This window comes from Oryzomonas rubra (assembly GCF_008369015.1).
GTDB classification, from domain to species: Bacteria; Desulfobacterota; Desulfuromonadia; order Geobacterales; family Pseudopelobacteraceae; genus Oryzomonas; species Oryzomonas japonica.
In genome coordinates this window covers 249,691-275,017 of sequence record NZ_SRSD01000004.1, presented here as the reverse complement: position 1 = coordinate 275,017, position 25,327 = coordinate 249,691, and the positions used below count along the sequence as shown (strand labels likewise).

The following is a 25,327-nucleotide window of genomic DNA, read 5'->3' as shown; positions in this document are numbered from 1 at the left end:
GTGTCTTCAGTACTCTTTTCCACGTGGGGCAGAAACGTCGTTGACAACAGGAATGTTTCCGGTGAACCGCAGGCGGTCGCCTTCAAGCTGCCGGCGGCCTTTGACGGCGAACGTCCGTTGCGCGCGTTCATGGGGTGGGATGGCATCATTCTCTTCGACAAGACGGTTGATGTGCCGGCCATGACGGCCGAGTACATGAAGCGCGTCCAGACCCTGTACTGCTGCGGCAAGTGCACGCCGGGCAAGAAGGGCACCAAGGTGTTGATGGACCTGCTCAAGGGGGTGTTGGACGGTACGGCCAAAGAAACCGACCTGGACATGGTCGGGGATCTGGCGGAACTGCTCAGGAATTGCAAGTGCACCCTCTGCCAGAGCGCCACGGTGCCGGTCTTCGATGCGGTACAACACTACCGCGCCGAATTCGTCACCCGCCTGCATGAACGGCGGGCGGTCAACAGCGCCGACGGGTACCTCCACAAGATCACCGCCCCCTGCATGGACAGATGCCCGTCCCACATCGACATCCCCCGCTACATCGAGGATATCAAAAACCTCCGTTTTTCCGATTCCCTGGCCACCATCCGCGAGAACATGCCGCTCCCGGCCGTCTGCGGGCGGGTCTGTCCGCATCCCTGCGAGAGCGCCTGCCGCCGCAAGAACGTGGATGATTCCATCAATATCATGGTACTCAAACGATCCGCCTCGGATTACGAGCGAGTGCACAAACTTGCCCCTCCCATGCAGCCCAAGCCGCGGAAGAGCAAGACCGTCGGCATCGTGGGCGCCGGTCCTGCCGGTCTGGCCGCCGCCTATTACCTGGCCCTGGAAGGGTACCCCTGTACCATCTACGAGGCGCTGCCGGAAGGGTACGGCGGCGGCATGATCGCGGTCGGTATCCCGGCCTACCGCATGCCGCGCGCGATCCTGCAACGCGACATCGACATCATCCAGTCCCTGGGGGTCGAGATCATCTATAACTGCCGCGTCGGCACGGACATCTCCCTGGCCGACCTGAAGAAAAAGCACGACTCGGTGTTCATCGCCCCCGGCGCCCACCGCTCCAAGCCCATGGGTGTGGAAGGGGAGGATAAGGGGTACAAGGGCTTCCTCAAGGGGGGGATCGACTTCCTGCGTGAGGCCTACATGGGCAAACCGACCGGCATGGGCAAGAAGGTCGTGGTGGTCGGTGGGGGCAATACCGCCATCGACTGCGTCCGGGTCGCCCTGCGCGAAGGTGCCCAGGACTCCTATCTGGTCTACCGCCGCTCCCGCAAGGAGATGCCGGCCGATGTGTGGGAGGTGGACGGCGCCGACGAGGAGGGGGTCACGTTCGAGTTCCAGGTGCTCCCCACCCGGATCATCGCCAACGACCAGCACGAGGTGGTCGGCGTGGAATGCGTCCGCATGGAGTTGGGAGAGCCCGACGCCTCCGGCCGCCGCCGTCCCGAACCGATGGCGGGCAGCGAGTTCATCATCGAGTGCGACACGGTCATCCCGGCCATCGGCCAGGACGCTGACCTGGGATTCATCCCCTCCGACATGGGCATCGACATCAGCAAGTGGAACACGGTGGTCACCAAGCACCTGCCCCTCAAGGATGCGGCGGGAAAGGATCTCAAGGACGGCATGGGCAACCCGCTCTCCCGCTTCCTCATGACCGACTGCGACGGGGTCTTTGCCGGCGGCGACGCCGAAATCGGCCCCCTGACCGTGGTGGCCTGCGTCGGTAACGCCCACCGCGCCGCCCGGGTAATCCAGCGCTGGTTGGAGGAGGGCAAGGCTTATCTCACCGAAGACGATATCTTCGATGACCTCTTAACCTACCTGGGGGTATACGACAAGGGTGAGAAGGTGGCCTGGCTCGATGCCGCTGGGCGCGCCAACCAGAAAGAGGTCCATGGCAGAGACCGGGCCAGCCTCAAGAACTACAATGAGGTCGAACTGGGCTTCAGCGACAGCACGGCCCAGGCCGAGGCCGACCGGTGCCTGCGCTGCTACCGCATGGCCATGGCGGTCGTGTAGGGAGGTTGTTGAAAAACAGCCATCTCGCCGCCTCCTCGAAAGCCCTTTCGTGCGGCGTAGCGCTGCTACGCCGCACGAAAGGGCTCTCTCCGGGGGCGACGATCTGGCTATTTTTGAACAACCTATGAATTTTTGAATAGCCTGCTAAGAAAAAAATAGCACTTAAAGTCTGGAGTTGCACATGGTTACGCTGACGATTGACGGCAGACAGATACAGGTCCCGGCAGGGACGACCATCCTGGATGCGGCCGCCGGGCTGGGGATCAAGATCCCCACGCTTTGCTGGCTGAAAAAGGTTTCCACCACCGGGGCCTGTCGTATTTGTGTGGTGGCGATCGAGGGGGTTGACCGGTTCATGACCGCTTGCAACACCCCGGTCAAGGACGGCATCGTTGTCACCACCATGTCGCCGCAGTTGGAAAAGGCCCGCAAAAAGACGCTGGAGTTGATGCTGGTTAACCACCCGCTGGATTGCCCGGTGTGCGACGCCGGGGGCGAATGCGACCTGCAGGATACCTGCTTTGCCCTCAAGGTGGACCGGAACGAGTATGCCGCCGAGCGGGAGCCTCTGCCGATCATCTACGACTGGCCCCTGATCGAGAACTGCTCTACCCGCTGCATCCTGTGCGAGAAGTGCGTCAAGGTCTGCCACGAGATCGTGGGGGCCGATGCCATCGAGGTCAAGAACTGCGGCGACCGCTCCCTGATCGGCACCGTGGACGGCAAGCCGCTCAATTGCGATTTCTGCGGCAACTGCATCAACGCCTGCCCCACCGGCACCCTGATCAGCAAACCGTTCAAGTTCCGTGGCCGCCCCTGGACCTTCGACGTGACCAGAAGCGTCTGCGCCTTCTGCTCGTCCGGCTGCCAGATCGACTACCATTCCCGCGACGGCCGCGTGGAGCGGGTCACCAGTTCCGATGACGGCTTCAACCGCGGCAACCTGTGTATCAACGGCCGTTTCGGTTATGCCGCCTTCAACTCTTCCGGCAGACTGACCGAACCGCTCCTCAAGGACGCCGCCGGCAAACAGCAGGAGGTCGGCTGGGATCAGGCCCTGAGCACGGTTGCGGCCCGTTTGAAGGATATCGTTTCCGCAAGCGGCGGGACCAGTGTGGCCGGTATCGGTTCACCCCGGGTGACCAACGAGGAGAGTTATCTCTTCCAGAAGTTCCTGCGTGGCGCCGTGGGCACCAACAACATCGACTCCGAGGCGCGTCTCGGCTATTTTCCGGCCCAGCTCATCCAGTGGCGGATGCTGGGCTACAGCGGCGGAACCACTGCCATGGACGCCATTGAGCAGGCCACGGCGGTCATGGTCTTGGGGAGCGACCTCAAGGCCGAATCAGCCGGTTTTGCCTACCGGGTGATCCGGACCGCCACCCGGAACGACGCCAAACTGGTCGTGGCCGGTGCCCGCGCCAGTTGGATCACGCCGTTCGCCAACGCGTTTCTCCAGTACCGTTCCGGCGGCGAGGCCTGGCTGGTGGCCGGCCTCAACAAGGCTATCCTGGCTGAAGGGCTTGAAAACAAGGCTTTCATCGACGCCGATACCAAGGAGTTCGCCGCGTTCACCACGGCCCTCGGCGGGATCACCTACGAGCAGATCGCCGAGGCGAGCGGCGTCGGCGAGGCGGAGCTGCGCGAGGCGGCCCGCCTTATAGGCGCTAACGGCCGCGTAGCGGTCATCTACGGCGCCGAGATCATGCGCTCCGTTGATGCGGCCAATGCCGTCACCGGCGTGGTCAATCTGGCGCTCCTGACCGGGGCGGCCGGCACGGGCGGCGCCGGCATCTATCCGCTGGACGAGAAGAACAACACCCAGGGGATGCTGGACATGGGAGTCTGCCCCGAGTATCTGCCCGGCTATCACGACTACGCCCATGCCGCCGCCCGCTTCGGCGCGGATTGGAAGGTCGCTGTTTCCACCACGCCGGGCAAGGACCTCTTCCAGATCGTCGAAGGGATCGAAAAGGGAGAAATCCGGGCACTGTACGTCATGGGAAGCGACCCGCTGCATTTCATGCCGGACCGCAGCCGCGTCCTGAAGGCCCTTCAGAAGCTGGACCTGCTGGTGGTGCAGGACCTGTTCCTGACCGACACCGCCCGTCTGGCCCACATCGTGCTGCCCGCCGCCAGCGGGGCCGAGAAGTCCGGCTCCTTCACCTCCGTGGACAATCGGGTGCAGTGTTTCCCCCGCGCCGTGGCCCCGGCCGGCGATGCCCGCACCGACGGTGAGATCCTGGCAAAGCTTCATGATCTCGTGTCGTCCGTAGCGAATATCACGGCGGCGTCGGCGGAAGAGCTGCACCATGAGATTGCCCGGCTGACCGGGCTCTACAGCGAGCAGTGCGACCACGAGGGGTGCCGCATGGGACGGGCCAAGAACCGGCCGGCCCTCAGCGACAAGCCGGCGACGTTTGCGCCGGTAACGCCCGCACCCCCTGCCCGGCGGGATGGGGCCTACCCCCTGAGCCTCATCGTCGGGCCGGTGCTGCACCACAACGGCACCTTCTCCACCTGGTCGGACAACAATATGGCCGTTGCCGGCGAGGCGTATGTGGAGATAGCGCCAGCTGATGCCCGCAAGGCGGGCATCACCACCGGAAGCGCGGTCAAGGTTTCCTCCTCCCGGGGGAGCATCATCCTCACCGCCAGGGTGCTTGATGCGGCCCCGGAGGGCACGCTGTTCGTCCCTGCCCATTTCCGGGAGGCCCAGGTGAACCTGCTGACCCAGGGGGCGGGGAACACGGTGGGGATCAAGCTGGAAAAGGCCTGATCTAGGAGGTTGTTGAAAAACAGCCATCTCGCCGCCGTCCTCGGATGCCCCTTCGTGCGGCGTAGCGCTGCTACGCCTCCTCAGAGCATTCTGCGGGTGCGACGATCTGACTATTTTTGAACAACCTGCGTTTTCCAACAGACTGTTAAGACCTTCACAGGCAAACAAAAAGCACCGTAGGAAACGGTGCTTTTTGTTTGCCTGATCCCGCGCCGCGCCTGTATACTCACCCCATGACCTGGAAGATCCGACAAAAACTGCGCGCGCTGCTGGAGGCGGAGACCTGTCTGCGCCCCGATATGCGGAGCCGGGGCGGGCAGCTCACCGTCTGCCTCGTCTACCCCAACTCCTACCAGACCGCCATGAGCAGCCTGGGCTTCCAGACGGTCTTCGGGCTCCTGGCGGAATCTGCCGACATCCTGTGCGAACGGGCCTTTCTGCCCGACCGGGAGGATTTGGAAGAATACCGGCGCAGCGGCACGCCGCTCCTCTCCCTGGAGAGCCAGCGTCCCCTGGCTGATTTCGACGCCATCGCCTTTTCCACCTCCTTCGAGCCGGACTACCTCCATATCCCCCTCATGCTGGAACTGGCGCGTATCCCGGTTCCGGCCGCAGAGCGCACCGGCGGGGATCCCCTGGTCATTGCGGGGGGCGCGGCGTTTTTCATCAATCCCGAACCGGTGGCCGACTTTCTGGACGTGGTCTGCATCGGCGAGGGGGAGGAACTCATCCCGGCCCTGGTGTCGTGCCTCATGTCGCCCCAACAGGGGGGGAGGGGAGGGTTGTTGTCCGCCTTGGCCGCCCGGCCCGGTTTCTACGTCCCGAGCCTGTATCTGCCGCGGTACGATACCGATGGCCGTCTGACCGGTTTTGACAGCGCTCCGGGCGCCCCGCTGCCGGTGGTGCGCGCCTGCCCCGTACTGGAACAGCACCAGCCGGCGGCGTCCCTCATCCTGACCGACAACACGGAATTCGGCGACATGTTCCTGGTGGAGGTGAGCCGGGGCTGCCCGCGCGGTTGCCGCTTCTGTAGTGCAGGCTTCATCTACGGCCCCTTTCGCCAGCAGCCCTTCGAGCACCTCACGGCTGCGGTGGACGAGGGACTCAGGCACCGCTCCAAGGTCGGGCTGGTGGGGGCGGCGGTGTCGGACTACCGGGATATCGGCCGCCTGTGCAGCTACATTGTGGAAAAGGGGGCCAAGGTCTCGGTCTCGTCCCTGCGCATCGACCGGTTGGACAGCGCCATGCTGGATGCCCTGACGCAGAGCGGCCACAAGACCATCTCCCTGGCGCCGGAGGGGGGCTCCCAGCGGCTGCGGGACCTGATCCGCAAGAACCTGAACGAACGGCAGATCCTGGATGCCTGCGACATGCTGATCTCCCGGGACATCCTGAACCTGAAGCTGTACTTCATCATCGGTCTGCCGACGGAGACGGAGGCTGATCTGGATGAACTGCTCCGGCTCGTGGCGGCCATCCGCGAGCGGGTGTTGGAGCGGGCGCGGGCCAACAAGCGGATCGGCGAGATTATCTTGTCGGTCAACCCCTTCATCCCCAAACCGTTCACCCCCTTCCAGTGGTGCGGCATGGAACCGCTCGCCTCGCTGGAGCGCAAGGTGAAACTTTTGGAGACGGCCGTGCGTGCCATGCCCAACGTGCGCCTCAAGGTGGAGAGTCTGCGGGAGTCCTACCTCCAGGCCCTGCTCTCCCGGGGGGACCGGCGGCTCTCGGGTCTGGTGGCCGCCATGGCGGCGGGGAGTTCGCTCAAGAAGGCGGCCAAACAGTGCGGGATCGATACGGAGGGGTATGTGTGCCGCGAGATTCCCGAGGACGCGATTCTGCCCTGGAGCGTCATCGGCACGGCGGACCGGGAGCAGTTGAGGAAAGAGTACGAACGAGCCATGGGGGGAGTGGAGAGGAAGTCATGAAGCAATGCAGCATCTGCACGAAGGAGTTTGACGAGACCGCCGAGCGTTCGGACTATGCCGAGGCGGGAGAATGGCTGGCGGGGGAGGTGTGGCAGGATGCCGGGGAACTGTGCCCGCTCTGCCTGGAAAACCGGGCCAGGTTGGTGATGATGTACTGCCCGGAGTATAATAGTTAAAACCGTTTATCTCCCTTTAGGCCCTTCCTGATCATATACCTTCGCATGACAACCGGCGCAGTGATAGGGCCCCGTGTTCTGTTCCCCGTGGCACCCCTTGCAGTTCTTGTGCGCCCACTCCTTGCCGAAACCCTCGATTTTGCCCGGCCCTGCTTCGTGACAGGGCCTACAGGTGTGGGTGGCGAGCATGTGGGCCTTGTGCCGGAACGTGACCCCGTTTTTCATGGGGATGATTTCGGGAGCGGCACCGGCCGTGCCCGCCAGCAGCGCCACGGCAACACTGCCGATGGCAACGTAGATCATCTTCCGGTCTTGTACGGTTCCGCTCCAGTTCATGTGTCTCAACCTTCGTGCCGTGTGCGGCTTTGCGATGTATAAAAAAACCCGGATCTTCAGGAGGAACACGAAGAAGCCGGGTAGAAAAGGAGGGGAGGCATCGCTGCCTCCCCTCGTTGTTGGTGCGTTGTCTAGTCCACCGATTTCCGCAGGAAGGTCGGGATGTCGTACTGGTCCTCGTCGTCCTCGATAAAGGAGACGGCCGGTCTGATGCGGGTGGTGTTCTCCGTTTGCTGACGGTCGCGGATATGGGTGGGGATGTCCAGCCACTTCTTGTTGACCGTGCTTTTCTCGCCCAGCGGGGTGACATTTTGGCGCAGTTCGCGGCCCCGTTCCATGTCGAAGCGGTCGCCGAAACCGGTGACGATGGCGGTGACCTTGATCTCATCCTCAAGGCTCTCGTCGATGACGACGCCGATGATGATATTGGCGTCTTCGTGGACTTTCTCGTGGACGGTCTTGTTGACCGCGTCGAAGTCGTCCATGGTCATGGCGGATGAGCCGGTGATGTTGACCAGTACGCCCTTGGCGCCGGAAACGTCGATATCTTCCAAGAGCGGGCTTGAGATGGCGCATTTGGCCGCTTCCACGGCGCGATTTTCGCCTTTGGCGATACCGATGCCCATCATGGCCATGCCGCGTTCGCTCATGATGGACTTGACGTCGGCAAAGTCAACGTTGATGAAGCCGGAGGTGGTGATCAGGTCGGAAATCCCCTGCACGGCCTGGCGCAGGACGTCGTCGGACGGTTTGAAGGCGTCCAGGATGCCGAGGGAGCGGGGGGCGATATTGAGCAGGCGATCATTGGGGATGATGATCAGGGAGTCCACATGCTTTTTCAGCTCGCGAATGCCCTCTTCGGCCTTTGCCATGCGCTGCTTGCCCTCACGGGAGAACGGCTTGGTGACGATACCGACGGTCAGCGCCCCGGCTTCCTTGGCCGCCTCGGCAATGACCGGTGCTGCGCCGGTGCCGGTGCCGCCACCCATGCCGGCGGCGATGAAGATCATGTCGGCGCCCTTGAGCATCTCGGTCATATTTTCCCGGTCTTCCAGGGCTGCATCCCGACCGATGTTGGGATTCGCGCCGGCCCCGAGCCCCTTGGTCAACTGCCCGCCCAGCTGCACCTTGACCGGTGCCTTGGAGTGGCGCAACGCCTGGGCGTCGGTATTGGCAACGATAAAATCGACTTTATGTATGTTATTGGCAATCATCGTGTTGACGGCATTGCCGCCGCCGCCGCCCACGCCAATCACTTTGATAATAGCACTTTGTTCAATCGTTTCATCAAATTCGAACATTGTGATTCCCCCTTAATAAATGGCAGATACCTCTTATCCCGTTGACACTGAAATGTAACCGCAATTGTCGCAAGAATCAAAGGAAAAATCATTAAAATCTTCGTAAAAATGAGCCATCATCAAATTCGGTTTGTCGGATTCTGAAAGGGATGGCTGCCCACGCCGGGCAGATCTCGGAAGGCATCGCGGGATCGGACGGAGACGAGAGTGAAGGCACTCGGAAGCTACGGTCTGCAGTGGTTGACGAACGGCCATCGTAACCCCTCGGTCAACAAGGCGATTCTGGTTTGCCGCGTTAACGGCAGAGCCTTAGAAAAATTCCCTGAACCATGTTTTCATCCGACGCACGGCATTGCTGAAGATGCTGTCCTCCGACTTGCTGGTGGGGAATTCCCTGGCGCCGAAGTTGCGGCTGCCGTAGACGATGAGACCAACACCGGTTGCATAGACCGGCGAGTTGACCACGTCAACCAGGCCGCCGATCCGTTGGGGCAGGCCGCGGCGCACCGGCAGATTGAAGATCTGCTCGGCCAGTTCGGGCATCCCCTCCAGGATGCTGGAGCCGCCGGTGATGACCACGCCCGAGGCGATGGAATCCTCCAGGCCGGACTTGATGATCTCGCGGTTCACCAGGGTAAACATCTCCTCCACGCGGGGGCCCAGGATCTCGCACAACACGTTGCGGGACAACTCCCGGGGCTTGCGGCCGCCGACGCTGGGCACCTCGATCTTGTCGTCCTTGCCCACCAGCGCAGAAAGGCAGCAGCCGTACTTCTGCTTGATCTTTTCCGCCTCGGCCATGGGGGTGCGCAGGCCGACGGCGATGTCGTTGGTCAGGTGGTTGCCCCCCAGGGAGAGCACCGACGTGTATTTGATGGCCCCTTCGGCAAAGATGGCGATGTCGGTGGTGCCGCCGCCGATATCCACGAGGCAGACACCCAGTTCCTTCTCGTCGGCCGACAGAACGGCCTCGGAGGAGGCCAACTGCTCCAGCACGATATCGGCCACGTCCAGGCCGGCCCGGTTGCAGGATTTTACGATGTTCTGGGCGCTGGCCACGGCGCCGGTGACGATGTGCACCTTGGCCTCGAGGCGTACGCCGCTCATGCCGAGCGGTTCGCGGATGCCGTCCTGTTCATCGATGATGAATTCCTGCGGCAGGATGTGGATCACCTCGCGATCCATGGGGATGGCGATGGCCTTGGCGGCGTCGATCACCCGGCGCACGTCTTCCTGGGCCACCTCGCGATTTTTGATGGCGATCACCCCCTGGGAGTTGATCCCCTTGATGTGACCGCCGGCGATGCCGGCATACACCGACTTGATCTCGCAGCCGGCCATCAGTTCGGCCTCGTCGATGGCCTTGCGGATGGAGGCAACCGTGCTCTCGATGTTGATCACCACCCCTTTGCGCAAACCGCTGGACGGGCTGGTGCCGATGCCGACGATGTCGATGCCGTCCTCCGTGACATTGCCCACAATGGCACAGATTTTGGTGGTGCCGATATCGAGACCGACAATCAGATTATCTCTTTTGGTTGCTGACATGCGCCCCCCTGCCTGATATGAAAATATGAGTTATTAACCTTTTTTTACCACGATCTTGTCATTGTAATCGAGATCGATGTAGTGCAGCGTGGCTCGCTGGGCCATGAGTTCCCGGTAGATGCGGGCAAACCGATCCACCTTGGCGGCGAAATCGCCGGAGCCGATCTTCACCGGCAGTGCGCCGGAAGAGGTAAACATCGTGAATCCGTAGCCCTTATCGTAATGAATCTCCGATACATCTGCAAGGATAAATGCGCCTTTTTCGCGCAAAATCGTGAGCAGGTCGCAGGTCGCTTTGAGGGCTTCCCGGGTCCCGGCCGGGTCGGTGTTCAGGTCCTCTTCGCTGAAACCGGTGATGACCGGGTAATCCAGACGGTCCCCCTGGTTGAGCACCTTGAAGATAGTGCCCTTGGTATCCAGGTAGTAGATGAAGCCCATGTTGACCACGGCGAGCGGCTCGCGCTCGGTGACGGCGATGGAAAGGCCGTCCGGGAGGTAGCGCCTGATGCGGACCGACTCGACCCAGGGATTCCGCATGAGGTGCTCTCCCATGAGCTTAAGATTCATGCGCAGCAGGTCCCCGCCCGGTTCGGCGCCGGCGATGGCCAGGATCTCCTCCCGGGTCAGGCGCTTGGAATTGGAAACCTCCACATTCCTGAGGCGGAAGAAGGTTGCGGAGGAAACGGCCCGGTAGACGCCGAAGAACAACGCACAGAGCAACATCGCGCCGCTCAGGCCAAGGGTAACCTTGCCCAATGGGCGCAGGTATTTCTTCAGGTCCAGCGGTTGGCGCTGGATCTTGACCTTGTTGGCGGCCACCTTTTTACGGTGGTATGGCGAGGCTGCGAAATCGCGCATCTTCAGTCTGCCTTGATCGAGAGTGTTGCCGCGTCGATGATGCGTGACACCAGCGCCTCAAAGGAAAGCCCGGCGCCCTTGGCGGCGATCTCCGGCAACAGCGACAGGGCGGTCATGCCGGGCAGGGTGTTGACCTCCAGGACGTAACATTCCCCGTCTGCGGTGACGAGCAGGTCAACCCGGCTGTAACCGCTGCACCCCAGGGAACGGTGGGCCGCCAGACCGGTTTGCAACGCCTTTTCGTACAGAGGCCCTGACAGGCGAGCCGGAAAGATATGCTCGGCCATGCCGTCGGTATACTTGGCTTCGTAATCGTAGAATTCGCCCTTGGGCACGATCTCGATGGCGCCGACGGGGCGGTCCTCCAGGATGCCGACCTGCACCTCCTGTCCCTTGATGTACTGTTCCACCAGGATCTCGTTGTCGTGGCGGAAGGCCAACTCAAGGGCCGGCGCCAGTTGTTGCTCCTCCCTGACGATGGAGATCCCCACCGAAGAGCCCTCCTGTACCGGTTTGACCACCAGGGGCAGGCCGAAGGGGAGCTCGGGGAGCCGTACCGCCTCGCCCCGGCGGAAATGGCGGAAGGGGGCCGTCAGGATACCGCTTGCCGTGAAGGTCTGTTTGCTGAAGAGCTTGTGCATGGCCAGGGCGCTGGCCAGAACCCCGGAGCCGGTATAGGGGATCTGCAGCAACTCCAAAAGCCCTTGTATGCAGCCGTCCTCCCCGTAGCGGCCGTGCAGGGCGATGAAGGCCGCCTGGACTCCCTCCCGTTCCAGCACTGCCGCCAGGTCGCGGCCCACGTCGATGGCCACGGCATCGTACCCTTGGGCAACCAGGGCCTTGTGCACGGCGGCGCCGCTGTTCAGCGACACCTCCCGTTCCGCCGAGAGCCCCCCCATCAGCACGCCGATTCTTTTGTCTTTCATGGTTCCTCTCCCACGATCCTGACCTCTTCCTCAAGCTGCACGCCGGTTGCCGCGAATACCGCCTCCTTGACCTTCTCGGCCAGTCCCAGGAAGTCGGCCGCCGTTGCCCCGCCGCGGTTGATCAGAAAATTGCTGTGTACCTCCGACACCTGGGCTCCGCCCACCGTGACACCGCGCAGGTTGGCCTGGTCGATCAGCCGCCAGGCGGCCTGACCCGAAGGGTTCTTGAAGAACGACCCGGCGCTGGGAAAGCCCACGTTGTGCTTCGAGCGCCGCAGTTCCGTATCCTTGCGGATCTCTTCCTCGGTCTGATGCGGGTCGCATTCCACGAGCCTGAACAGGGCGGCCAGCACGATTGCCCCCACCGGCAGCGCCAGGCGGCGATAGCCGTAATCCAACTCCTCCCTGCGGTACTCGGCCACCATGTCTCCCGAGAGGAGTGTCAGGGATTCCAGCCGTTCCAGGACCCCCGAGCCATAGGCTCCGGCATTCATCTTGACCGCTCCACCCACCGTGCCGGGGATGCCTGAGATGTAGCCGATGCCACCCAGGCCCCGCTCCTGGGCGAAGCGTACCAGCGCCAGATTTTCTACCCCGGCCTCGGCCCGGATCAACCGCTCGCCCGCCTCGCTGATGCGGTTGAAGCGCGCCAGGGAGATCACCGCTCCCCGGATGCCGCCGTCCCGCACCAACAGGTTGTAGCCACGGCCGATGGCCAGCCAGGGGGACTGACACTCCTTCAGGCTGCGCACCAGAGTCAGCAGGTCGTCCGCGTCCTCCGGCTCGGCGTACAGGTCGGCCGCCCCACCCACCTTGAGGGAGGTATGCCTGCTCATGGGCTCGTCGTACAGCAGTTGGCCCCGTATGCTGATGTTCTCCAGATTCAGATCATGCCTCCAGCCGTTTGAGCAGCGCCTCGCCCTGCTGCCAGATGCTCCCGGCCCCGAGGGTGATGACGATATCGCCTTCCCTGACGATCCCGGCCAGGTGTTCGGGGATCAGCTCCCGGTCGGCGAGGTAGGTCACGTCCTTCTGGCCGTGGCGCCGAATCTCCTGGGAGAGCCGTTCGGCGCTCACCCCTTCGATCGGCTGTTCGCCGGCGGCATACACATCGGTCACGATCAGCACGTCGGCGTCGTAGAAGGCGGTGACGAACTCGTTGAACAGTTCATGCGTGCGGCTGTAGCGATGGGGCTGGAAGGCCGCGATGATGCGCCGCTCCGGCCATCCCTGGCGCGCCGCTGCCAGGGTTGCCTTGATCTCGGCAGGATGGTGGCCGTAGTCGTCAACCACCATGATCCCGCGGGGTTCCCCCTTGACCGTGAAGCGCCTTCCCACCCCCCCGAAGGCGGCAAAGCCCTCCTGGATGGCTGCAAAGGGGATGTCCAGCTCCAGGGCCACCGCGATGCAGGCCATGGCGTTGAGCACGTTGTGGGAGCCGGGCATGGGAAAGGTAATCTCTCCCAGTCGGTACCCCTTGTAATGGGCCACGAAGGACGTGCTGAAACCGTCGTGCCTGACATGGGTGGCACGGATGTCGGCCTGGGAGGAGAGGCCATAGGTCATATAGCGCTTTTTCACCCGGGGCAGGATCTCGCGGATGTTCTTGTCGTCCAGGCAGAGCACGGCCAGGCCGTAAAACGGCACCTTGTTGATGAACTCCACAAAGGTGTCCTTGATCTCCTCGATGCCGCCGGAATAGTGGTCCAGGTGGTCGGCGTCGATATTGGTCACCACGGCGATGGTGGGGGAGAGCACCAGGAAGGAACCGTCCGATTCGTCCGCCTCGGCCACCAGGAACTGCCCCTGCCCGAGCCGGGCGTTGGTGCCGATGGCGTTCAGCTTGCCGCCGATGACGATGGTCGGGTCGATGCCGGCATGGCCCAGGATGGAGGCGGCCATGGAGGTGGTCGTGGTCTTGCCGTGGGTGCCGGCGATGGCGATGCCGTATTTCATGCGCATCAGTTCCGCCAGCATCTCGGCCCGGGGGATGACCGGCACGTGCAGCCGCTTGGCCTCCATCACTTCGGGGTTGTCGTCGTGCACGGCAGAGGAGATCACCACCACGTCGCAGCTCTTCAGGTTTTCAGCCTTGTGGCCGATGCCGATCTCGGCCCCCAGGGAGGCGAGGCGGTCCGTGGTGTCAGAGTTGCGCAGGTCGGAGCCGGACACCTTGTAGCCGAGGTTGATGAGCACCTCGGCGATGCCGCTCATGCCGATGCCGCCGATACCGACGAAATGGATTCGTTCTATTTTACCGTACATGGTTAACACCTCTTTGCCATTGAGACTGAGAGAATAGCAGCCATCCAAACAACGCTTTTTGCCGTAATGCTTTCCCCGGTGTCTCTGTGGCAGATTTAATGTTTTTTTTATAGCTTCTTCATCATCTCGCCCACGATGATCCGGGCCGCGTCCAGCCGGGCCAGTCCGAAGGCCAGTGCCCCGGTGCGTTGCACCGTCTCCGGGCTTTCGGCCAGTTCGTGGATGATCCCGGCCAACCGCTCCCCTGACAACTCCCGTTCCAGAAGCATGAAACCAGCCCCCTTCTTGAGGAACGCCTCGGCATTCCTACGCTGGTGGTCATCCACCGCAAAGGGGAAGGGGATGAACAGGCAGGCCTTGCCGCAGGCCGTCACCTCGGCGATGGTGGTGGCCCCGGCGCGGCAGATCACCAGATCGGCCCGCTGGTAGACCGCGGCCATGTCCTGGATGAACGGCATGACGCTGGCGTTGAAGCCGTGGTTGCGGTAGGCTTCGGTCACCTCGGCCGCGTCTTTCTCACCGGTCTGGTGGGTGATCTCCAGCCTGGCTGCGTAGCGTTCCAGATGGGGCAGCGCCGCCAACATGGCCATATTGATGGCGTGGGCTCCCTGGCTGCCGCCGAAGATGAAGAGGCGAAAGGGGCCGCCCCCCCCGTTTCCGTACTGCTGTTGGTGAATCTCCGCAATGGAGGGGGGAGTCTGTCCCGCCACCATCTCCAGGATTTGTCGCCGCAGCGGGTTGCCGGTCAAGAGTGTCTTCCCCTTGGGGAAAAAGTGGGCTGACTCGTCCAGGGTGATGAACACCCGGTCGACGAATTTCGCCAGCAGGCGGTTGGTGAGGCCCGGGATGGCGTTCTGCTCGTGGATGAAACAGGGGAGCCGCATGCCGCGGGCCGCCAGTACCATGGGGAGCGAGGCGTAGCCTCCCACGCCCATCACCATGTCGGGGCGCCATTCTTTCAGAATCTTGCGGGATTGGGCGTACCCGTAGAGCATCATGGCCGCCCCCCTGATCTGGCTCAGCCCCCCCTTGCCGCGGATGCCGGCCGCCGAGATCAGTTCGAGCCGGTAGCCTGCCGCCGGGACGGCGCGGGCTTCGATGCCCCGTTCGGTGCCGACGAACAGCACCTCGTTGGCCGGGTCGCGGGAAAGGAACTCCTCGGCCACGGCGATGCCGGGAAAGAGATGGCCGCCGGTGCCGCCGCCGGCAATCAGCAGTCTCATTTTTCCTCCTTCAGGCTGATAGGTGCAATCTTCAGCCCCGAAGAGATGTTGAGCAGGATGCCCACGGCGAACAGGCTGATCAAGAGCGAACTGCCGCCATAGCTGATAAAGGGGAGCGCCAGCCCCTTGGTGGGGAGCAGCCCGGTCACGACCCCCATGTTGACCGTGGCCTCGATGCCGAACAGCACGGCGATCCCCAGGGCCAAAAAACGTCCGAAGGTGTCGGGCGCGGCCACGGCGATGCGCATGGCGCGCTGCACCAGCAGGAAGAACATGCCGATGATGATCACCACCCCCAGAAACCCCAGCTCTTCCCCCACCACGGAGAGGATGAAGTCGGTGTGGGCCTCGGGCAGGTAAAAGAGTTTCTGTTTTCCCTCACCCAGGCCTTGGCCGAAAACACCCCCGGTCCCCAGGGCCAGCCAGGACTGGATGATTTGGAAACCTTTTCCCTCAGGGTCGCTCCAGGGGTTGAGGAACGCTTCCATGCGTCCTTTATGGTAGCCCCTGCTCAATTTGTACATCAGAAACGGCATGGCCAACAGCAGCATGGAGAAGATGTACACCAGCCGTGTGCCGGCCGCGAAGAGCATCACCATGGCCACGAACGCCAGGGTCAGCGCCCCCCCCAGGTCCGGTTGGAGCACCAGCAGGCTGATCAGGAACATGAGCACGATCATGTAGGGGATGAAGCCGGCGGTCAGGGATTTGACCTTGTCCTGCTTCTTGTCCAGGGAATAGGCCATGTACATGATCAGGGCCAGCTTGGCCATCTCCGACGGCTGCAGGTTGAAACCGGGCAGTTTGATCCAGCGGGACGAGCCGCCGGCCTTGCCGCCGATGCCCGGTATCAGAACCAGGCAGAGCAGCACCAGGCAGAGCAGCAGCCCCGGTACGGCAACCCGTTTCCAGGTATGGTAATCGACCCGCATCACCAGCAGCATGATGCCAAAGCCCAAAAGGGCGAACAGCCCCTGGCGCTTGAGGAAGAAAAAACCGTCGTGAAAGCGTTTGGCGGCCATGACCGACGACGCCGAATAGACCATCACCACCCCGAAGCAGGTCAGGGCAATGGCCATCAGCATGATCACCAGATCGTATTCGTCGAGTTTTTTGAACATGGGTTAGAGAGCCTTTACCGCTGCAATATATCGTTGGGCCCGCTCTTCGTAGCCGCTGAACATGTCGAAGCTGGAGCAGGCCGGTGACATGAGGACGGTCCCCCCCGGCTCCGTGATTTGTGCCGCCAGGGCGACCGCCTCCTCCAGGGTCGCTGCCAGGCGGGTGTCGGTCAGGTTGCCCAGTTCGGCCTGCATGCGGCCGGCCGCCTCGCCGATCAGGACCAAGTGCCGTACCCGTTCCCGCACCAAGGGCGCCAGGGGGGCGTAGGAGCCGCCCTTGTCTTTGCCTCCGGCGATCAGGGTGATGGCGTCGAAGCTTTCCAGCGCCTTTTCCACGCTCCCCACATTGGTGGCCTTGCTGTCCTCGTAATAGCGGACGCCGTTCTTCTCGGCCACGAACTCCATGCGGTGGTGCAGCGCTCCAAACCCTTGGGCGGCCTCGAAGCTGGCGTCCGGTCGGCAGCCCAGGAGCAGTGCGCAGGCCAGGGCGGCCATGATGTTCTCCAGGTTGTGCACCCCCTGGAGGCGAATGCCCTTGGTGGGAAAGCGCTCCTCCCGGCCGTTGTGGCGATAGACGATCACGCCGTCCCGGTGGAAGATCCCCTCGGCCAACTCCTGCTTGCGGCTGAAGGGGAAGAGGTGCGCCCGCAACCCCTGGGCGTAGCGCCACACCAGCGCGTCATCCCGGTTGACCACGGCAAAATCCGTGGCTTCCTGGTTCTCGAAGATGCGCAGCTTGGCGTCGATATACTCTTGGTAGCTGGCATAGCGGTCCAGGTGGTCCTCGCTCAGGTTCAACAGGGCCGCCACCTGGGGACGAAAGGTGCTGATCCATTCCAACTGGAACGAGCTGATCTCCGCAACCACCCGGTCCACCGGTTCGCCCGACTCCACCAGTTCGATCAACGGATTGCCGATGTTCCCCCCCACGAAGGTGCGGTAACCGTTTCCCTTGAATATTTCGCCGGCCAGGGTCGTGGTGGTGGTTTTGCCGTTGGTGCCGGTGATGGCCGCCAACGGCACTTCAATGAAGCGTGAGGCCAGCTCGATCTCGCTGACGATCTCCCGGCCCGCTGCCGCGGCCTTCTTCAGCAGGGGGTGGTCCTGGGGCACGCCGGGGGAGACCACGATCAGGTCGGCACCGGTGAAGTCCCGCTCATCGTGGCTGCCCAATACCTTTCGGATGTCACAAGCCGCCAGTTCCGCAAGTTGGGAGGCCAGGGCCGATTCATCGCGCATGTCGGTCACGGTGACGCGGGCGCCCCGCGCGGCCAGGAAACGGGCGCAGGCCACGCCGGTTTTGGCCAGGCCCACGACGAGGATGTTTTTATTGTTCAGTTCCATAGGAAAGCCTTTACACCTCAAAACCTTTACATCTGCCACAGGTTCCCTCCCCCAGCGGGGGAGGAGCTGTTTTTATCTACCTCATCTTCAACGTCGAGATCGCCACCAGCGCCAGGATGATGGTGATGATCCAGAAGCGTACGATGATCTTGGGTTCCGCCACCCCCTTCAACTCGAAGTGGTGGTGGATCGGCGCCATGCGGAAGATGCGCTTGCCCCGGTACTTGTAGGAGCCCACCTGGAAGATGACCGACAACGCCTCGACCACGAATACCCCCCCCACGATCACCAGCAGGATCTCCTGCTTGGTCAGGACCGCGATGACGCCCAAGGTGCCGCCCAGGGAAAGTGAGCCGACGTCACCCATGAAAACCTCGGCCGGGTAGGAGTTATACCAGAGAAACCCCAGCCCGGCCCCCACCATAGAGCCGCACATGACGGCCAACTCTCCCGCCCCCTGCACCCGGGGAACCTGCAGGTAGGCCGACAGGGTGGCGTGGCCGGCAATATAGGCAAAGAGCATATAGGTGGCGGCATTGATGGCCACCGGGCCGATGGCCAACCCGTCCAGCCCGTCGGTCAGGTTGACGGCATTGCTGGCGCCCACGATCACAAGGGCCACGAACGGGATGAAATATATCCACAGATCGGGGTGGAAACGTTTGAAGAAGGGGAAGTAAAGCTCCTCGCTGAAGCCGGGCTTGAGGAACAGGAACACCGCCACGGCCACGGCCAGAAGAACCTGCCAGAACATCTTCTGACGTGCGGAAAGCCCCTTGGTGTTCTTTTCCGTTACCTTCTTGTAATCGTCCACGAACCCGATCACGCCATAGCCGATAGTGATGAAGAGCGCCGTCCAGACATACTGGTTGGAAAGATCGGCCCACAGGAGTGTAGGAATGACGATGGCGGCCAGGATCATCACCCCGCCCATGGTGGGGGTGCCCTGTTTTTGCAGGTGCGATTCCGGGCCGTCGGTGCGGATCACCTGGCGAGCCTGGAGGCTCTCCAGTTTGCGGATGATCCAGGGGCCGAGCACGAAGCAGACGAGGAGCGCCGTGATCATGGCATAGATGGTTCTGAAGGTCAGGTATTTGAATATGTTGAATAGTTTTACATTCGCCGCCAGCGGGTAGAAAATGTGGTAAAGCATGGTTTATCCCTTTTCGTTGTGTGACATAGACTGCCTCAGGATCGCCGCCGACCGCTCCATGGTCATGCCCCGGGAGCCCTTGACCAGGATCACGTCTCCCGGTAGAAGCGACCGCTTCACCCCTTCGGCAAGTTCGTCGTGACTCTGGCAGCAGTGAACCGACTCGGCAGGCAAACCGGCCTGGATGGCCGCCTGGGCGGCATGGCGATTCATCAGATTGCCCAGCAGGAAGAGCCGGTCCACGTTTCTCCCTGCGACCGTGCCGACCCCTTCGTGGGCCTCGGCCTCGTGCCCGCCCAATTCCAGCATGTCCCCCAGCAGGGCGACCCGGTGCCCCTCGGGGGCGATCTGGGCCAAGGTCTCCAGCGCCGCCTTCATGGAGGCTGGGTTGGCGTTGTAACTGTCGTCCACCAGGGTGATTTCCCCGAGCCGTTCCAGCTGGAAACGCCCCTTATACGGCCTGAAGGCGGCAAGACCCTCGGCAATGGTGTCAAGCGGCACCTTGTCAAGCAAGGCAGCAGTAGCGGCCAAGGCGTTGGATACGTTGTGCAGGCCGAAGGCGCTGAGGTGGAGTTGGAACTCCCCACGGGGGGTGACGACCAGAAATGATTCCCCCTCCAGCCCCAAGTGCTCGATGTTCTTGGCTCTGACCTCGCCGCGGCTGATGCCGAAGCTGATACGCCGCGCCGAAGCGTTCTGCCCCAGGCTGCTGACCCGGGAATCGTCGCCGTTTACGACCGCCAGACCGCCATCGCTGATCCGGTGGAGCAACTCACCCTTGGCGCTGGCGACGGCCTCGACCGTACCCATGCTCTGGAGGTGCGCCGGCAGGGCGTTCAGCACGATGCCGACCCGGGGCCGGGCAATCTCCGCCAAACGGTCGATCTCGCCCGGCTCGCTCATGCCCATTTCCAGAACGGCCCAGTGATGTTCCGGCCGCAGGCGGAACATCATCTGGGGCATGCCGATGAGGTTGTTCAGGTTCCCCTCGGTTTTCAGACCCGGTCCGAGCTGTTCCAGGATGGTGGCCAGCATCTCCTTGGTGGTGGTCTTGCCGTTGCTTCCGGTCACGGCGATAACCGGGATGTCGAAGCGTTGCCGGTAGGCCGCGGCCAGGTCGCCCAGCGCCCGCAACGTGTCCTTGACCGCAACGCCCGAACACCCGGCCGGGAGTACGTGATGGACGAGCCATTTCTCTTCGGCCAGTACCATGGTGATGCCCTTGGCGGTCACCTCGGCGATGAAATCGTGCCCGTCGAAGCGGTCGCCCCTGAGCGGCACGAACAACTCTCCGGGCGCAACAGTGCGCGAGTCGGTGGATACGGCCGATACGCCGGTCCCGGCGCTGCCTATGATGCGGCCGCCGGTGGCGGCGGCTATCTCTGGTGCGGTAAACATCTAGGCTGTTTTCTCCCCGAATGCCGCGGCGGCCTCCTCGCGGTCGTCAAAGTGGTGTTTGGTCGTGCCGATGATCTGGTAATCCTCATGTCCCTTGCCGGCCAGGAGCAGGATGTCGCCCGGACGGGCCAGGCGTGTTGCCAAACGGATGGCTGCACGGCGGTTTTCCAACATGACGAAGCCTTTCTCGTCCAATGCGGGCCGTGCCGTCAACTCCTCGGGCGTGTATTCCCGTATGCCGAGGGGCGTGATGCCTTCCTTGACCTGGGCCAGTATGGCGAGCGGGTCCTCGGTCCGGGGGTTATCCGAGGTGGCGATGGCCAGGTCGCTCATCTCCGCGGCGATCTTCCCCATGATCGGACGTTTGCCCGGATCGCGGTCGCCGCCGCAGCCGAAGACGGTGATGAGCCGGCCCGTTGCTATCTCCTTCAGGGTCGCGAGTACGTTGTACAGGGCGTCGCCGGTGTGGGCGTAGTCCACCAGGCAGGTGATGCCAAAGGTGTTGCCAACCCGCTCCAGGCGGCCCGGAACCGTGGCGTGCCCTTCGATGCCGGCCTTGATGGCCGTGAGCGGCAGGTCCAGGGCGACGCCGGCCGCAACGGCCGCCAGGATGTTGGAGAGGTTGAAGCGTCCCAATAGTTTGGAGGCAAAGCGGAACTCTCCGGCGGGCGTCCTGATGGTCCCGCTGATGCCGTTGACGGTGATGGCCACCTCCACCGGGCGGACGTCGCCGGGGTAATCGATGCCGTAACCGATCACCGGACAGGCGGCCGTGTCCGCCACCCGGGCGCCGTAGCTGTCGTCCATATTGATGGCGGCCCGGCGGCTCGGTTTAGCGGCGGTGGGCTGTAGCAGTTCGGCAAAGAGGCGCTGCTTGGCGTGCAGGTATTCCTCCATGGTGCCGTGATAGTCGAGGTGATCCCTGGTCAGGTTGCTGAAGATGCCCACATCGAAGTGACAACCATCGGCCCGTTTCTGTTCCAGGGCATGGGACGACACCTCCATCACGAAGGCCTGGGCGCCGGCATCGGCCAACTGGCGGAAAGCGGCCTGCAATTCGGTGGATTCGGGCGTGGTACGGGACGCCTCGATGGTTGTTGCGCCGAAACGGTAGCTGATGGTGCCGAGCACCGCCGCGGGCAGGCCCGCCGCCGCCAGGATCGCCTCGATCAGGTAGGTGGTGGTGGTCTTGCCGTTGGTGCCGGTAATGCCGATCAGCGGCCGGTCCGCGGTCGGATTGCCGTAGAACGCCGCCGCCATGCGGGCCATGGCCGCACGGCCGTCGGTCACTCTGATCCAGGTGCAGTCGGCGGGGGCACAGGCGGCATCTTCCAGCACCACGGCGGCTGCACCGTCCTGCACTGCCTGGCGGATGAAGCGGTGGCCGTCGGCCGCCGTGCCGCGCAGGGCGAAGAAGAGCGTGCCCGGTTTGATCTGGCGCGAGTCACAACTCAGGGCCGTGATCTCGATGGCTTCGCTGCCGTGGAGTTCGGCGTACGGTATCGGGGCAAGGATGTGGGCAAGTTTCATGCTATTCTCCGAAAAATGACACAACCTGCCGACGGGTGCAGGTTGTGACGGTTCATGCGGAAGGTGTGAATTTTATCCAAACCTCGTCTACCCCTCGGATCGTCTGACCGGGGGGAGGATTCTGTTCCACGGCCCGTCCGCTACCCATCAGCTTGATATTGATACCGCGCTTTTCCATCACCTGCATGACCCGGCGCATGCTCATGCCTCGGAAATCCGGCATGACGGCAACCCCGGTAGTCGCGTCCAAGGCGTCTCCCTCCGACGCGGCATCCGTTTTCGGGGGTGGCGGGGTCTGGGCGGCAACGACCTTGGGCGTCTTTTGGGTCTCGCCCTTGGGCATGATTTTCAGATAGGCCAGCGCATTCACGGCAATGGAGCGGAAGGCCGGGGCCGCCACCACGCCGCCGTAGGGGCTGGTCTTCGGTTCGTCGATCACCACCAGGATCGTCAGTTTGGGCTTGTCGGCCGGGACGAAACCGATAAACGAGCCGGTCCTCCGGGTGGCGGAGTAGCCGTGGGTCACCGGGTCCGCCTTTTGAGCCGTGCCGGTCTTGCCGGCCACCAAAAACCCGTCTATGGCGGCGTTGAGGCCGGTACCGCCCTCGCTGGTGACGCTCTCCATCATCCTGGTGACCTTTTTGGCCGTATCCGTGGAGATCACGCGGCGCACCGCCTGGGGCTCGAATTTCTGCACCTCGCGGCCGCTGTCGTCCAGGATGCGCTCCACAATGTAAGGCTTCATGAGCGTGCCGCCGTTGGCAACGGCGGAAACCGCGCTCACCAGTTGGATGGCCGAGACCGAGACCCCCTGGCCGAAGGAGATGGTGGCCAGATCAACCCCGTACAAGCGGTGCTTGTCCCGCAGGTTGCCCGGGGACTCCCCCGGGAGGTCCACGCCGGTGCGCTCGCCGAACCCGAAATTTCTCAGATAGCGGAACAGGCGTTCATCGCCGAGCTTGAAGCCGATCTTGGCCGCGCCGATATTGCTCGAATACTTGAGGATGTCGCTCACGGACAGCCGGGCGTAGCTGTGGGTATCGTGGATGGTCCGGTCGGCGACGGTATAGCGGCCGTTCTCGCAGTTGATGAGGTCGGTGGGCCTGAGGATCCTCTCCTCCAGTGCCGCGGAGACCAGAAAGATCTTGAAGGTGGAACCGGGCTCGAAACTGTCGGCGACGACCCGGTTGCGCAGCATGGCCTGGGGGTAATGGGCATAGGCGTTGGGGTTGAAGGTGGGATAGTTGGCCATGGCGAGAACCCTGCCGCTATCCGATTCCATGACCAGGGCCATGCCGTTCTTGGCGCCGCTCTCCGTAACCGCCTTGGCCAGTTCCTTTTCCGCGATGTATTCGATGTTCTTGTCCAGGGTGAGAACGATGTTCTTGCCCGGCGAAGAATTTTTGATGACCGTATCCTTGAGGGCTATATCGCGCCCCAAGGCATCGCGCTCGGTCACCATATAGCCGGTGTTGCCCAGGATGACGGAATCGTATTTGCGTTCCACCCCTTCCAGCCCGACCGGGTCCACGCCGGTAAACCCGACCACGTGGGAAGCGACTTCACTGTTGGGATAGAAACGTTTCGACTCGGAGACAAAGCCGATGCCGGTCAGTTTGAGGTTCTTGATACGGGCTGCTACCTCGGGGGTCAGGCGCCGCTCGATCCAGACAAATCCCTTGTCGCAGGAAAGCTTTTTGAGCAGTTCCTGCTTTGATGTCCCGAGAAACGGCGCCAGCACCCCGGCCGTGCCGTCCATGTCCTTGATGCGGCGCGGTTCGGCATAGCATGAATCCATGTCCACGGACACGGCCAGCGGCGTGCCGTTACGGTCCATGATGACACCGCGCCCCGGGTTGAGCTGGACGATATGCTGGTGCTGCCGTTCGGCCTTCTTCACCAACTCCTCGTGCTGGAGGATCTGGAGATAGAACGCCCTGCCGGTGACGCTCAGGAACAACAGGCCGAATATGGTCCCGATCATGACGATCCGGACCCTGGCCCATTTTTCCCGGTCAGTATTCATTTGACGACGATCACCTGTTGCTCGGTGGGCAGGCCCATGGCCAGGTCGCCCTTGGCGATGGTCTCGATACGTTCAGGTGTCTTGAGGGATGCCGCCTCAAGTTTGAGCCGTTTCTGCTCCTGTTCCGCATCCTTCAGTTGACGGTTGGTCTCGGATATGCGCAGATTCAGGTCGATCAGCTTGAAACGCGACCAGACATGGAAAACCGAAACGATCGTGAAAAGGACCATGCAGATCATGAGGAACTTGAACATGTCCACCCGCTGGGTGACCAGTTCGGTTCCGCTCAAGGGGCGCGGAGCGACGACCTTGCCGTATTCGGTTCTTGCCTGTGCCATGCGGTACCTCCCTACATCGTGAATCGTGAGACGTGAATCGTGAACTTTGAATCCGCGTCTGTTCGAAGCGCCGGCCCCGTCTAGTAAGAAGAAGGGGCTGACTACGCGCTTAAATTCAGTTTCTCTGCGCCCCGCAACTTGGCGCTGCGCGCCCGCGGGTTCCGGTCGATTTCGGCCTCCGATGCCGTGACCGGACGGCTGGTCAGTACCCTTACCCGTGGCTTTTGTCCGCAGACGCAGACCGGGAACTGGCGCGGGCAGGTGCAGCCGGTGGCGTACTCCCGGAAGATATGTTTGACGATCCGGTCTTCCAGGGAGTGGAACGAGATGACCGCCGCCCGTCCACCCGGCTTCAAACGGTCGAGGGCGGCGCGCAGCCCCTGTTCCAGACTTTCCAGCTCCCGGTTGACGGCGATCCGCAGGGCCTGAAAGGTGCGGGTGGCGGGGTGGATGCGTTCCTCCCACTTGGCCTTGGGGATGGCCCCCTTGATGATATCCGTCAACTGCAGCGTGGTCAGGATCGTCTGCTCGCCACGGGCCTTGACGATGAAAGCGGCGATCCTCTTGGCCCAGCGCTCCTCGCCATAGTCCCGGATGATCCGTTCCAACTCCTGCTCCGGCAACTCGTTCACCAAGTCGGCGGCGGTTTCCGCGCCGCCGGCATCCATGCGCATGTCCAACGGAGCGTCCTGCTGGAAACTGAAGCCGCGCGCCCCGCTGTCCAACTGGTGGGAGGAAACCCCCAGATCGAGGATGAAGCCGTCCAGGGCGGCAATGCCCATTGCGTCCAGATGCCGGTCGAGCTCGGCGAAGTTGCCGTGAACCAGGCGGACCGCGGGGCCGAATTCAGCCAGCCTGCGGCCGGCCGCCTCCAGCGCCTCTTGGTCCTGATCGATCCCGATCACCATCCCGTTACCGGGGCCACACAGCTCGGCGATCAGCGCCGTGTGCCCGCCGCCCCCAAGGGTGCCGTCCAGGTAGATCCCTCCCGGCCGGGGTTGCAGCAGGGCGATGACCTCGTCCGGCATGACCGACAGGTGATGGAAGGAGGTCAT

The 25,327-nt window shown here is 62.8% G+C and carries 20 protein-coding genes; 4 read left to right on the top strand and 16 right to left on the bottom strand.

Annotated features, from left to right (window positions below):
• The 4 genes from ET418_RS08510 (at position 1) to ET418_RS08495 (ending at position 6,905) form a co-directional block, all read left to right on the top strand.
• Positions 1-2,022: an FAD-dependent oxidoreductase gene (locus ET418_RS08510; RefSeq protein ID WP_149307167.1), complete on the top strand. Its 2,022-nt coding sequence runs from the start codon at positions 1-3 to the stop codon at positions 2,020-2,022.
• 181 nt (positions 2,023-2,203) lie between these two features.
• Complete coding sequence (locus ET418_RS08505) at positions 2,204-4,801, top strand: molybdopterin-dependent oxidoreductase (protein WP_149307166.1); 2,598 nt, start codon at positions 2,204-2,206, stop codon at positions 4,799-4,801.
• A gap of 233 nt (positions 4,802-5,034) precedes the next feature.
• A complete protein-coding gene (locus tag ET418_RS08500) occupies positions 5,035-6,729 on the top strand; it encodes a radical SAM protein (protein ID WP_149307165.1) in 1,695 nt (564 codons plus the stop codon).
• Positions 6,726-6,905, top strand: a complete 180-nt coding sequence (locus ET418_RS08495) for a hypothetical protein (RefSeq protein WP_149307164.1) — start codon at positions 6,726-6,728, stop codon at positions 6,903-6,905. Before ET418_RS08500 ends, ET418_RS08495 begins: the two co-directional genes overlap by 4 nt.
• Before the next feature lie 6 nt (positions 6,906-6,911).
• On the opposite strand, the gene ET418_RS08490 is transcribed toward ET418_RS08495, so the two are convergent.
• The 16 genes from ET418_RS08490 to rsmH form a co-directional block, all read right to left on the bottom strand.
• Positions 6,912-7,241, bottom strand: coding sequence for a cytochrome c3 family protein (locus ET418_RS08490; protein WP_420819516.1), 330 nt, complete (start codon positions 7,239-7,241; stop codon positions 6,912-6,914).
• A 131-nt stretch (positions 7,242-7,372) separates the two neighbouring features.
• Positions 7,373-8,542 carry a cell division protein FtsZ gene (ftsZ, locus tag ET418_RS08485; protein ID WP_149307163.1) on the bottom strand — a complete coding sequence of 390 codons (1,170 nt, stop codon included), beginning with the start codon at positions 8,540-8,542 and terminating at the stop codon, positions 7,373-7,375.
• A 309-nt stretch (positions 8,543-8,851) separates the two neighbouring features.
• Positions 8,852-10,090, bottom strand: a complete 1,239-nt coding sequence (gene ftsA / locus ET418_RS08480) for a cell division protein FtsA (RefSeq protein WP_149307162.1) — start codon at positions 10,088-10,090, stop codon at positions 8,852-8,854.
• A gap of 33 nt (positions 10,091-10,123) precedes the next feature.
• Positions 10,124-10,948, bottom strand: coding sequence for a cell division protein FtsQ/DivIB (locus tag ET418_RS08475; RefSeq protein WP_149307161.1), 825 nt, complete (start codon positions 10,946-10,948; stop codon positions 10,124-10,126).
• A gap of 2 nt (positions 10,949-10,950) precedes the next feature.
• The gene (locus ET418_RS08470; RefSeq protein ID WP_149307160.1) at positions 10,951-11,874 is read right to left on the bottom strand and encodes a D-alanine--D-alanine ligase; all 924 of its coding nucleotides are present in this window, start codon (positions 11,872-11,874) and stop codon (positions 10,951-10,953) included.
• Positions 11,871-12,761, bottom strand: a complete 891-nt coding sequence (murB, locus tag ET418_RS08465; protein ID WP_149307159.1) for a UDP-N-acetylmuramate dehydrogenase — start codon at positions 12,759-12,761, stop codon at positions 11,871-11,873. The genes ET418_RS08470 and murB overlap by 4 nt, the downstream gene beginning before the upstream one ends.
• A gap of 1 nt (position 12,762) precedes the next feature.
• Complete coding sequence (murC, locus tag ET418_RS08460) at positions 12,763-14,139, bottom strand: UDP-N-acetylmuramate--L-alanine ligase (RefSeq protein WP_149307158.1); 1,377 nt, start codon at positions 14,137-14,139, stop codon at positions 12,763-12,765.
• Between the two features lie 107 nt (positions 14,140-14,246).
• Positions 14,247-15,362 (bottom strand): undecaprenyldiphospho-muramoylpentapeptide beta-N-acetylglucosaminyltransferase, encoded by a 1,116-nt coding sequence (murG, locus tag ET418_RS08455; protein ID WP_149307157.1) that lies wholly within the window; start codon positions 15,360-15,362, stop codon positions 14,247-14,249.
• Positions 15,359-16,483, bottom strand: coding sequence for a putative lipid II flippase FtsW (gene ftsW / locus ET418_RS08450; protein WP_149307156.1), 1,125 nt, complete (start codon positions 16,481-16,483; stop codon positions 15,359-15,361). Before ftsW ends, murG begins: the two co-directional genes overlap by 4 nt.
• A gap of 3 nt (positions 16,484-16,486) precedes the next feature.
• A complete protein-coding gene (gene murD / locus ET418_RS08445) occupies positions 16,487-17,827 on the bottom strand; it encodes a UDP-N-acetylmuramoyl-L-alanine--D-glutamate ligase (RefSeq protein WP_149307155.1) in 1,341 nt (446 codons plus the stop codon).
• A gap of 76 nt (positions 17,828-17,903) precedes the next feature.
• Positions 17,904-18,980 carry a phospho-N-acetylmuramoyl-pentapeptide-transferase gene (mraY, locus tag ET418_RS08440; protein ID WP_149307154.1) on the bottom strand — a complete coding sequence of 359 codons (1,077 nt, stop codon included), beginning with the start codon at positions 18,978-18,980 and terminating at the stop codon, positions 17,904-17,906.
• A gap of 3 nt (positions 18,981-18,983) precedes the next feature.
• On the bottom strand, positions 18,984-20,378 hold the full coding sequence (locus tag ET418_RS08435; protein WP_149307153.1) for a UDP-N-acetylmuramoyl-tripeptide--D-alanyl-D-alanine ligase: 1,395 nt from the start codon (positions 20,376-20,378) through the stop codon (positions 18,984-18,986).
• A complete protein-coding gene (locus tag ET418_RS08430; RefSeq protein ID WP_149307152.1) occupies positions 20,379-21,908 on the bottom strand; it encodes a UDP-N-acetylmuramoyl-L-alanyl-D-glutamate--2,6-diaminopimelate ligase in 1,530 nt (509 codons plus the stop codon).
• 52 nt (positions 21,909-21,960) lie between these two features.
• A complete protein-coding gene (locus tag ET418_RS08425) occupies positions 21,961-23,934 on the bottom strand; it encodes a penicillin-binding protein (protein ID WP_149307151.1) in 1,974 nt (657 codons plus the stop codon).
• On the bottom strand, positions 23,931-24,272 hold the full coding sequence (gene ftsL, locus ET418_RS08420) for a cell division protein FtsL (protein WP_149307150.1): 342 nt from the start codon (positions 24,270-24,272) through the stop codon (positions 23,931-23,933). The genes ET418_RS08425 and ftsL overlap by 4 nt, the downstream gene beginning before the upstream one ends.
• A gap of 101 nt (positions 24,273-24,373) precedes the next feature.
• Positions 24,374-25,327, bottom strand: coding sequence for a 16S rRNA (cytosine(1402)-N(4))-methyltransferase RsmH (rsmH, locus tag ET418_RS08415; protein ID WP_149307149.1), 954 nt, complete (start codon positions 25,325-25,327; stop codon positions 24,374-24,376).

Bases quoted from the DNA above. Each gene is read 5' to 3' on its own strand.
- ftsA (WP_149307162.1), bottom strand. From the start codon at position 10,090: ATGTCAGCAACCAAAAGAGATAATCTGATTGTCGGTCTCGATATCGGC.
- ET418_RS08500 (WP_149307165.1), top strand. From the start codon at position 5,035: ATGACCTGGAAGATCCGACAAAAACTGCGCGCGCTGCTGGAGGCGGAG.
- ET418_RS08425 (WP_149307151.1), bottom strand. From the start codon at position 23,934: ATGAATACTGACCGGGAAAAATGGGCCAGGGTCCGGATCGTCATGATC.
- ET418_RS08490 (WP_420819516.1), bottom strand. From the start codon at position 7,241: ATGAACTGGAGCGGAACCGTACAAGACCGGAAGATGATCTACGTTGCC.
- murG (WP_149307157.1), bottom strand. From the start codon at position 15,362: ATGAGACTGCTGATTGCCGGCGGCGGCACCGGCGGCCATCTCTTTCCC.
- ftsW (WP_149307156.1), bottom strand. From the start codon at position 16,483: ATGTTCAAAAAACTCGACGAATACGATCTGGTGATCATGCTGATGGCC.
- ET418_RS08505 (WP_149307166.1), top strand. From the start codon at position 2,204: ATGGTTACGCTGACGATTGACGGCAGACAGATACAGGTCCCGGCAGGG.
- ET418_RS08430 (WP_149307152.1), bottom strand. From the start codon at position 21,908: ATGAAACTTGCCCACATCCTTGCCCCGATACCGTACGCCGAACTCCAC.
- ftsL (WP_149307150.1), bottom strand. From the start codon at position 24,272: ATGGCACAGGCAAGAACCGAATACGGCAAGGTCGTCGCTCCGCGCCCC.
- ET418_RS08435 (WP_149307153.1), bottom strand. From the start codon at position 20,378: ATGTTTACCGCACCAGAGATAGCCGCCGCCACCGGCGGCCGCATCATA.
- ET418_RS08495 (WP_149307164.1), top strand. From the start codon at position 6,726: ATGAAGCAATGCAGCATCTGCACGAAGGAGTTTGACGAGACCGCCGAG.
- ET418_RS08470 (WP_149307160.1), bottom strand. From the start codon at position 11,874: ATGAAAGACAAAAGAATCGGCGTGCTGATGGGGGGGCTCTCGGCGGAA.
- rsmH (WP_149307149.1), bottom strand. From the start codon at position 25,327: ATGACCTCCTTCCATCACCTGTCGGTCATGCCGGACGAGGTCATCGCC.
- murC (WP_149307158.1), bottom strand. From the start codon at position 14,139: ATGTACGGTAAAATAGAACGAATCCATTTCGTCGGTATCGGCGGCATC.
- murD (WP_149307155.1), bottom strand. From the start codon at position 17,827: ATGGAACTGAACAATAAAAACATCCTCGTCGTGGGCCTGGCCAAAACC.
- ET418_RS08475 (WP_149307161.1), bottom strand. From the start codon at position 10,948: ATGCGCGATTTCGCAGCCTCGCCATACCACCGTAAAAAGGTGGCCGCC.
- ftsZ (WP_149307163.1), bottom strand. From the start codon at position 8,542: ATGTTCGAATTTGATGAAACGATTGAACAAAGTGCTATTATCAAAGTG.
- mraY (WP_149307154.1), bottom strand. From the start codon at position 18,980: ATGCTTTACCACATTTTCTACCCGCTGGCGGCGAATGTAAAACTATTC.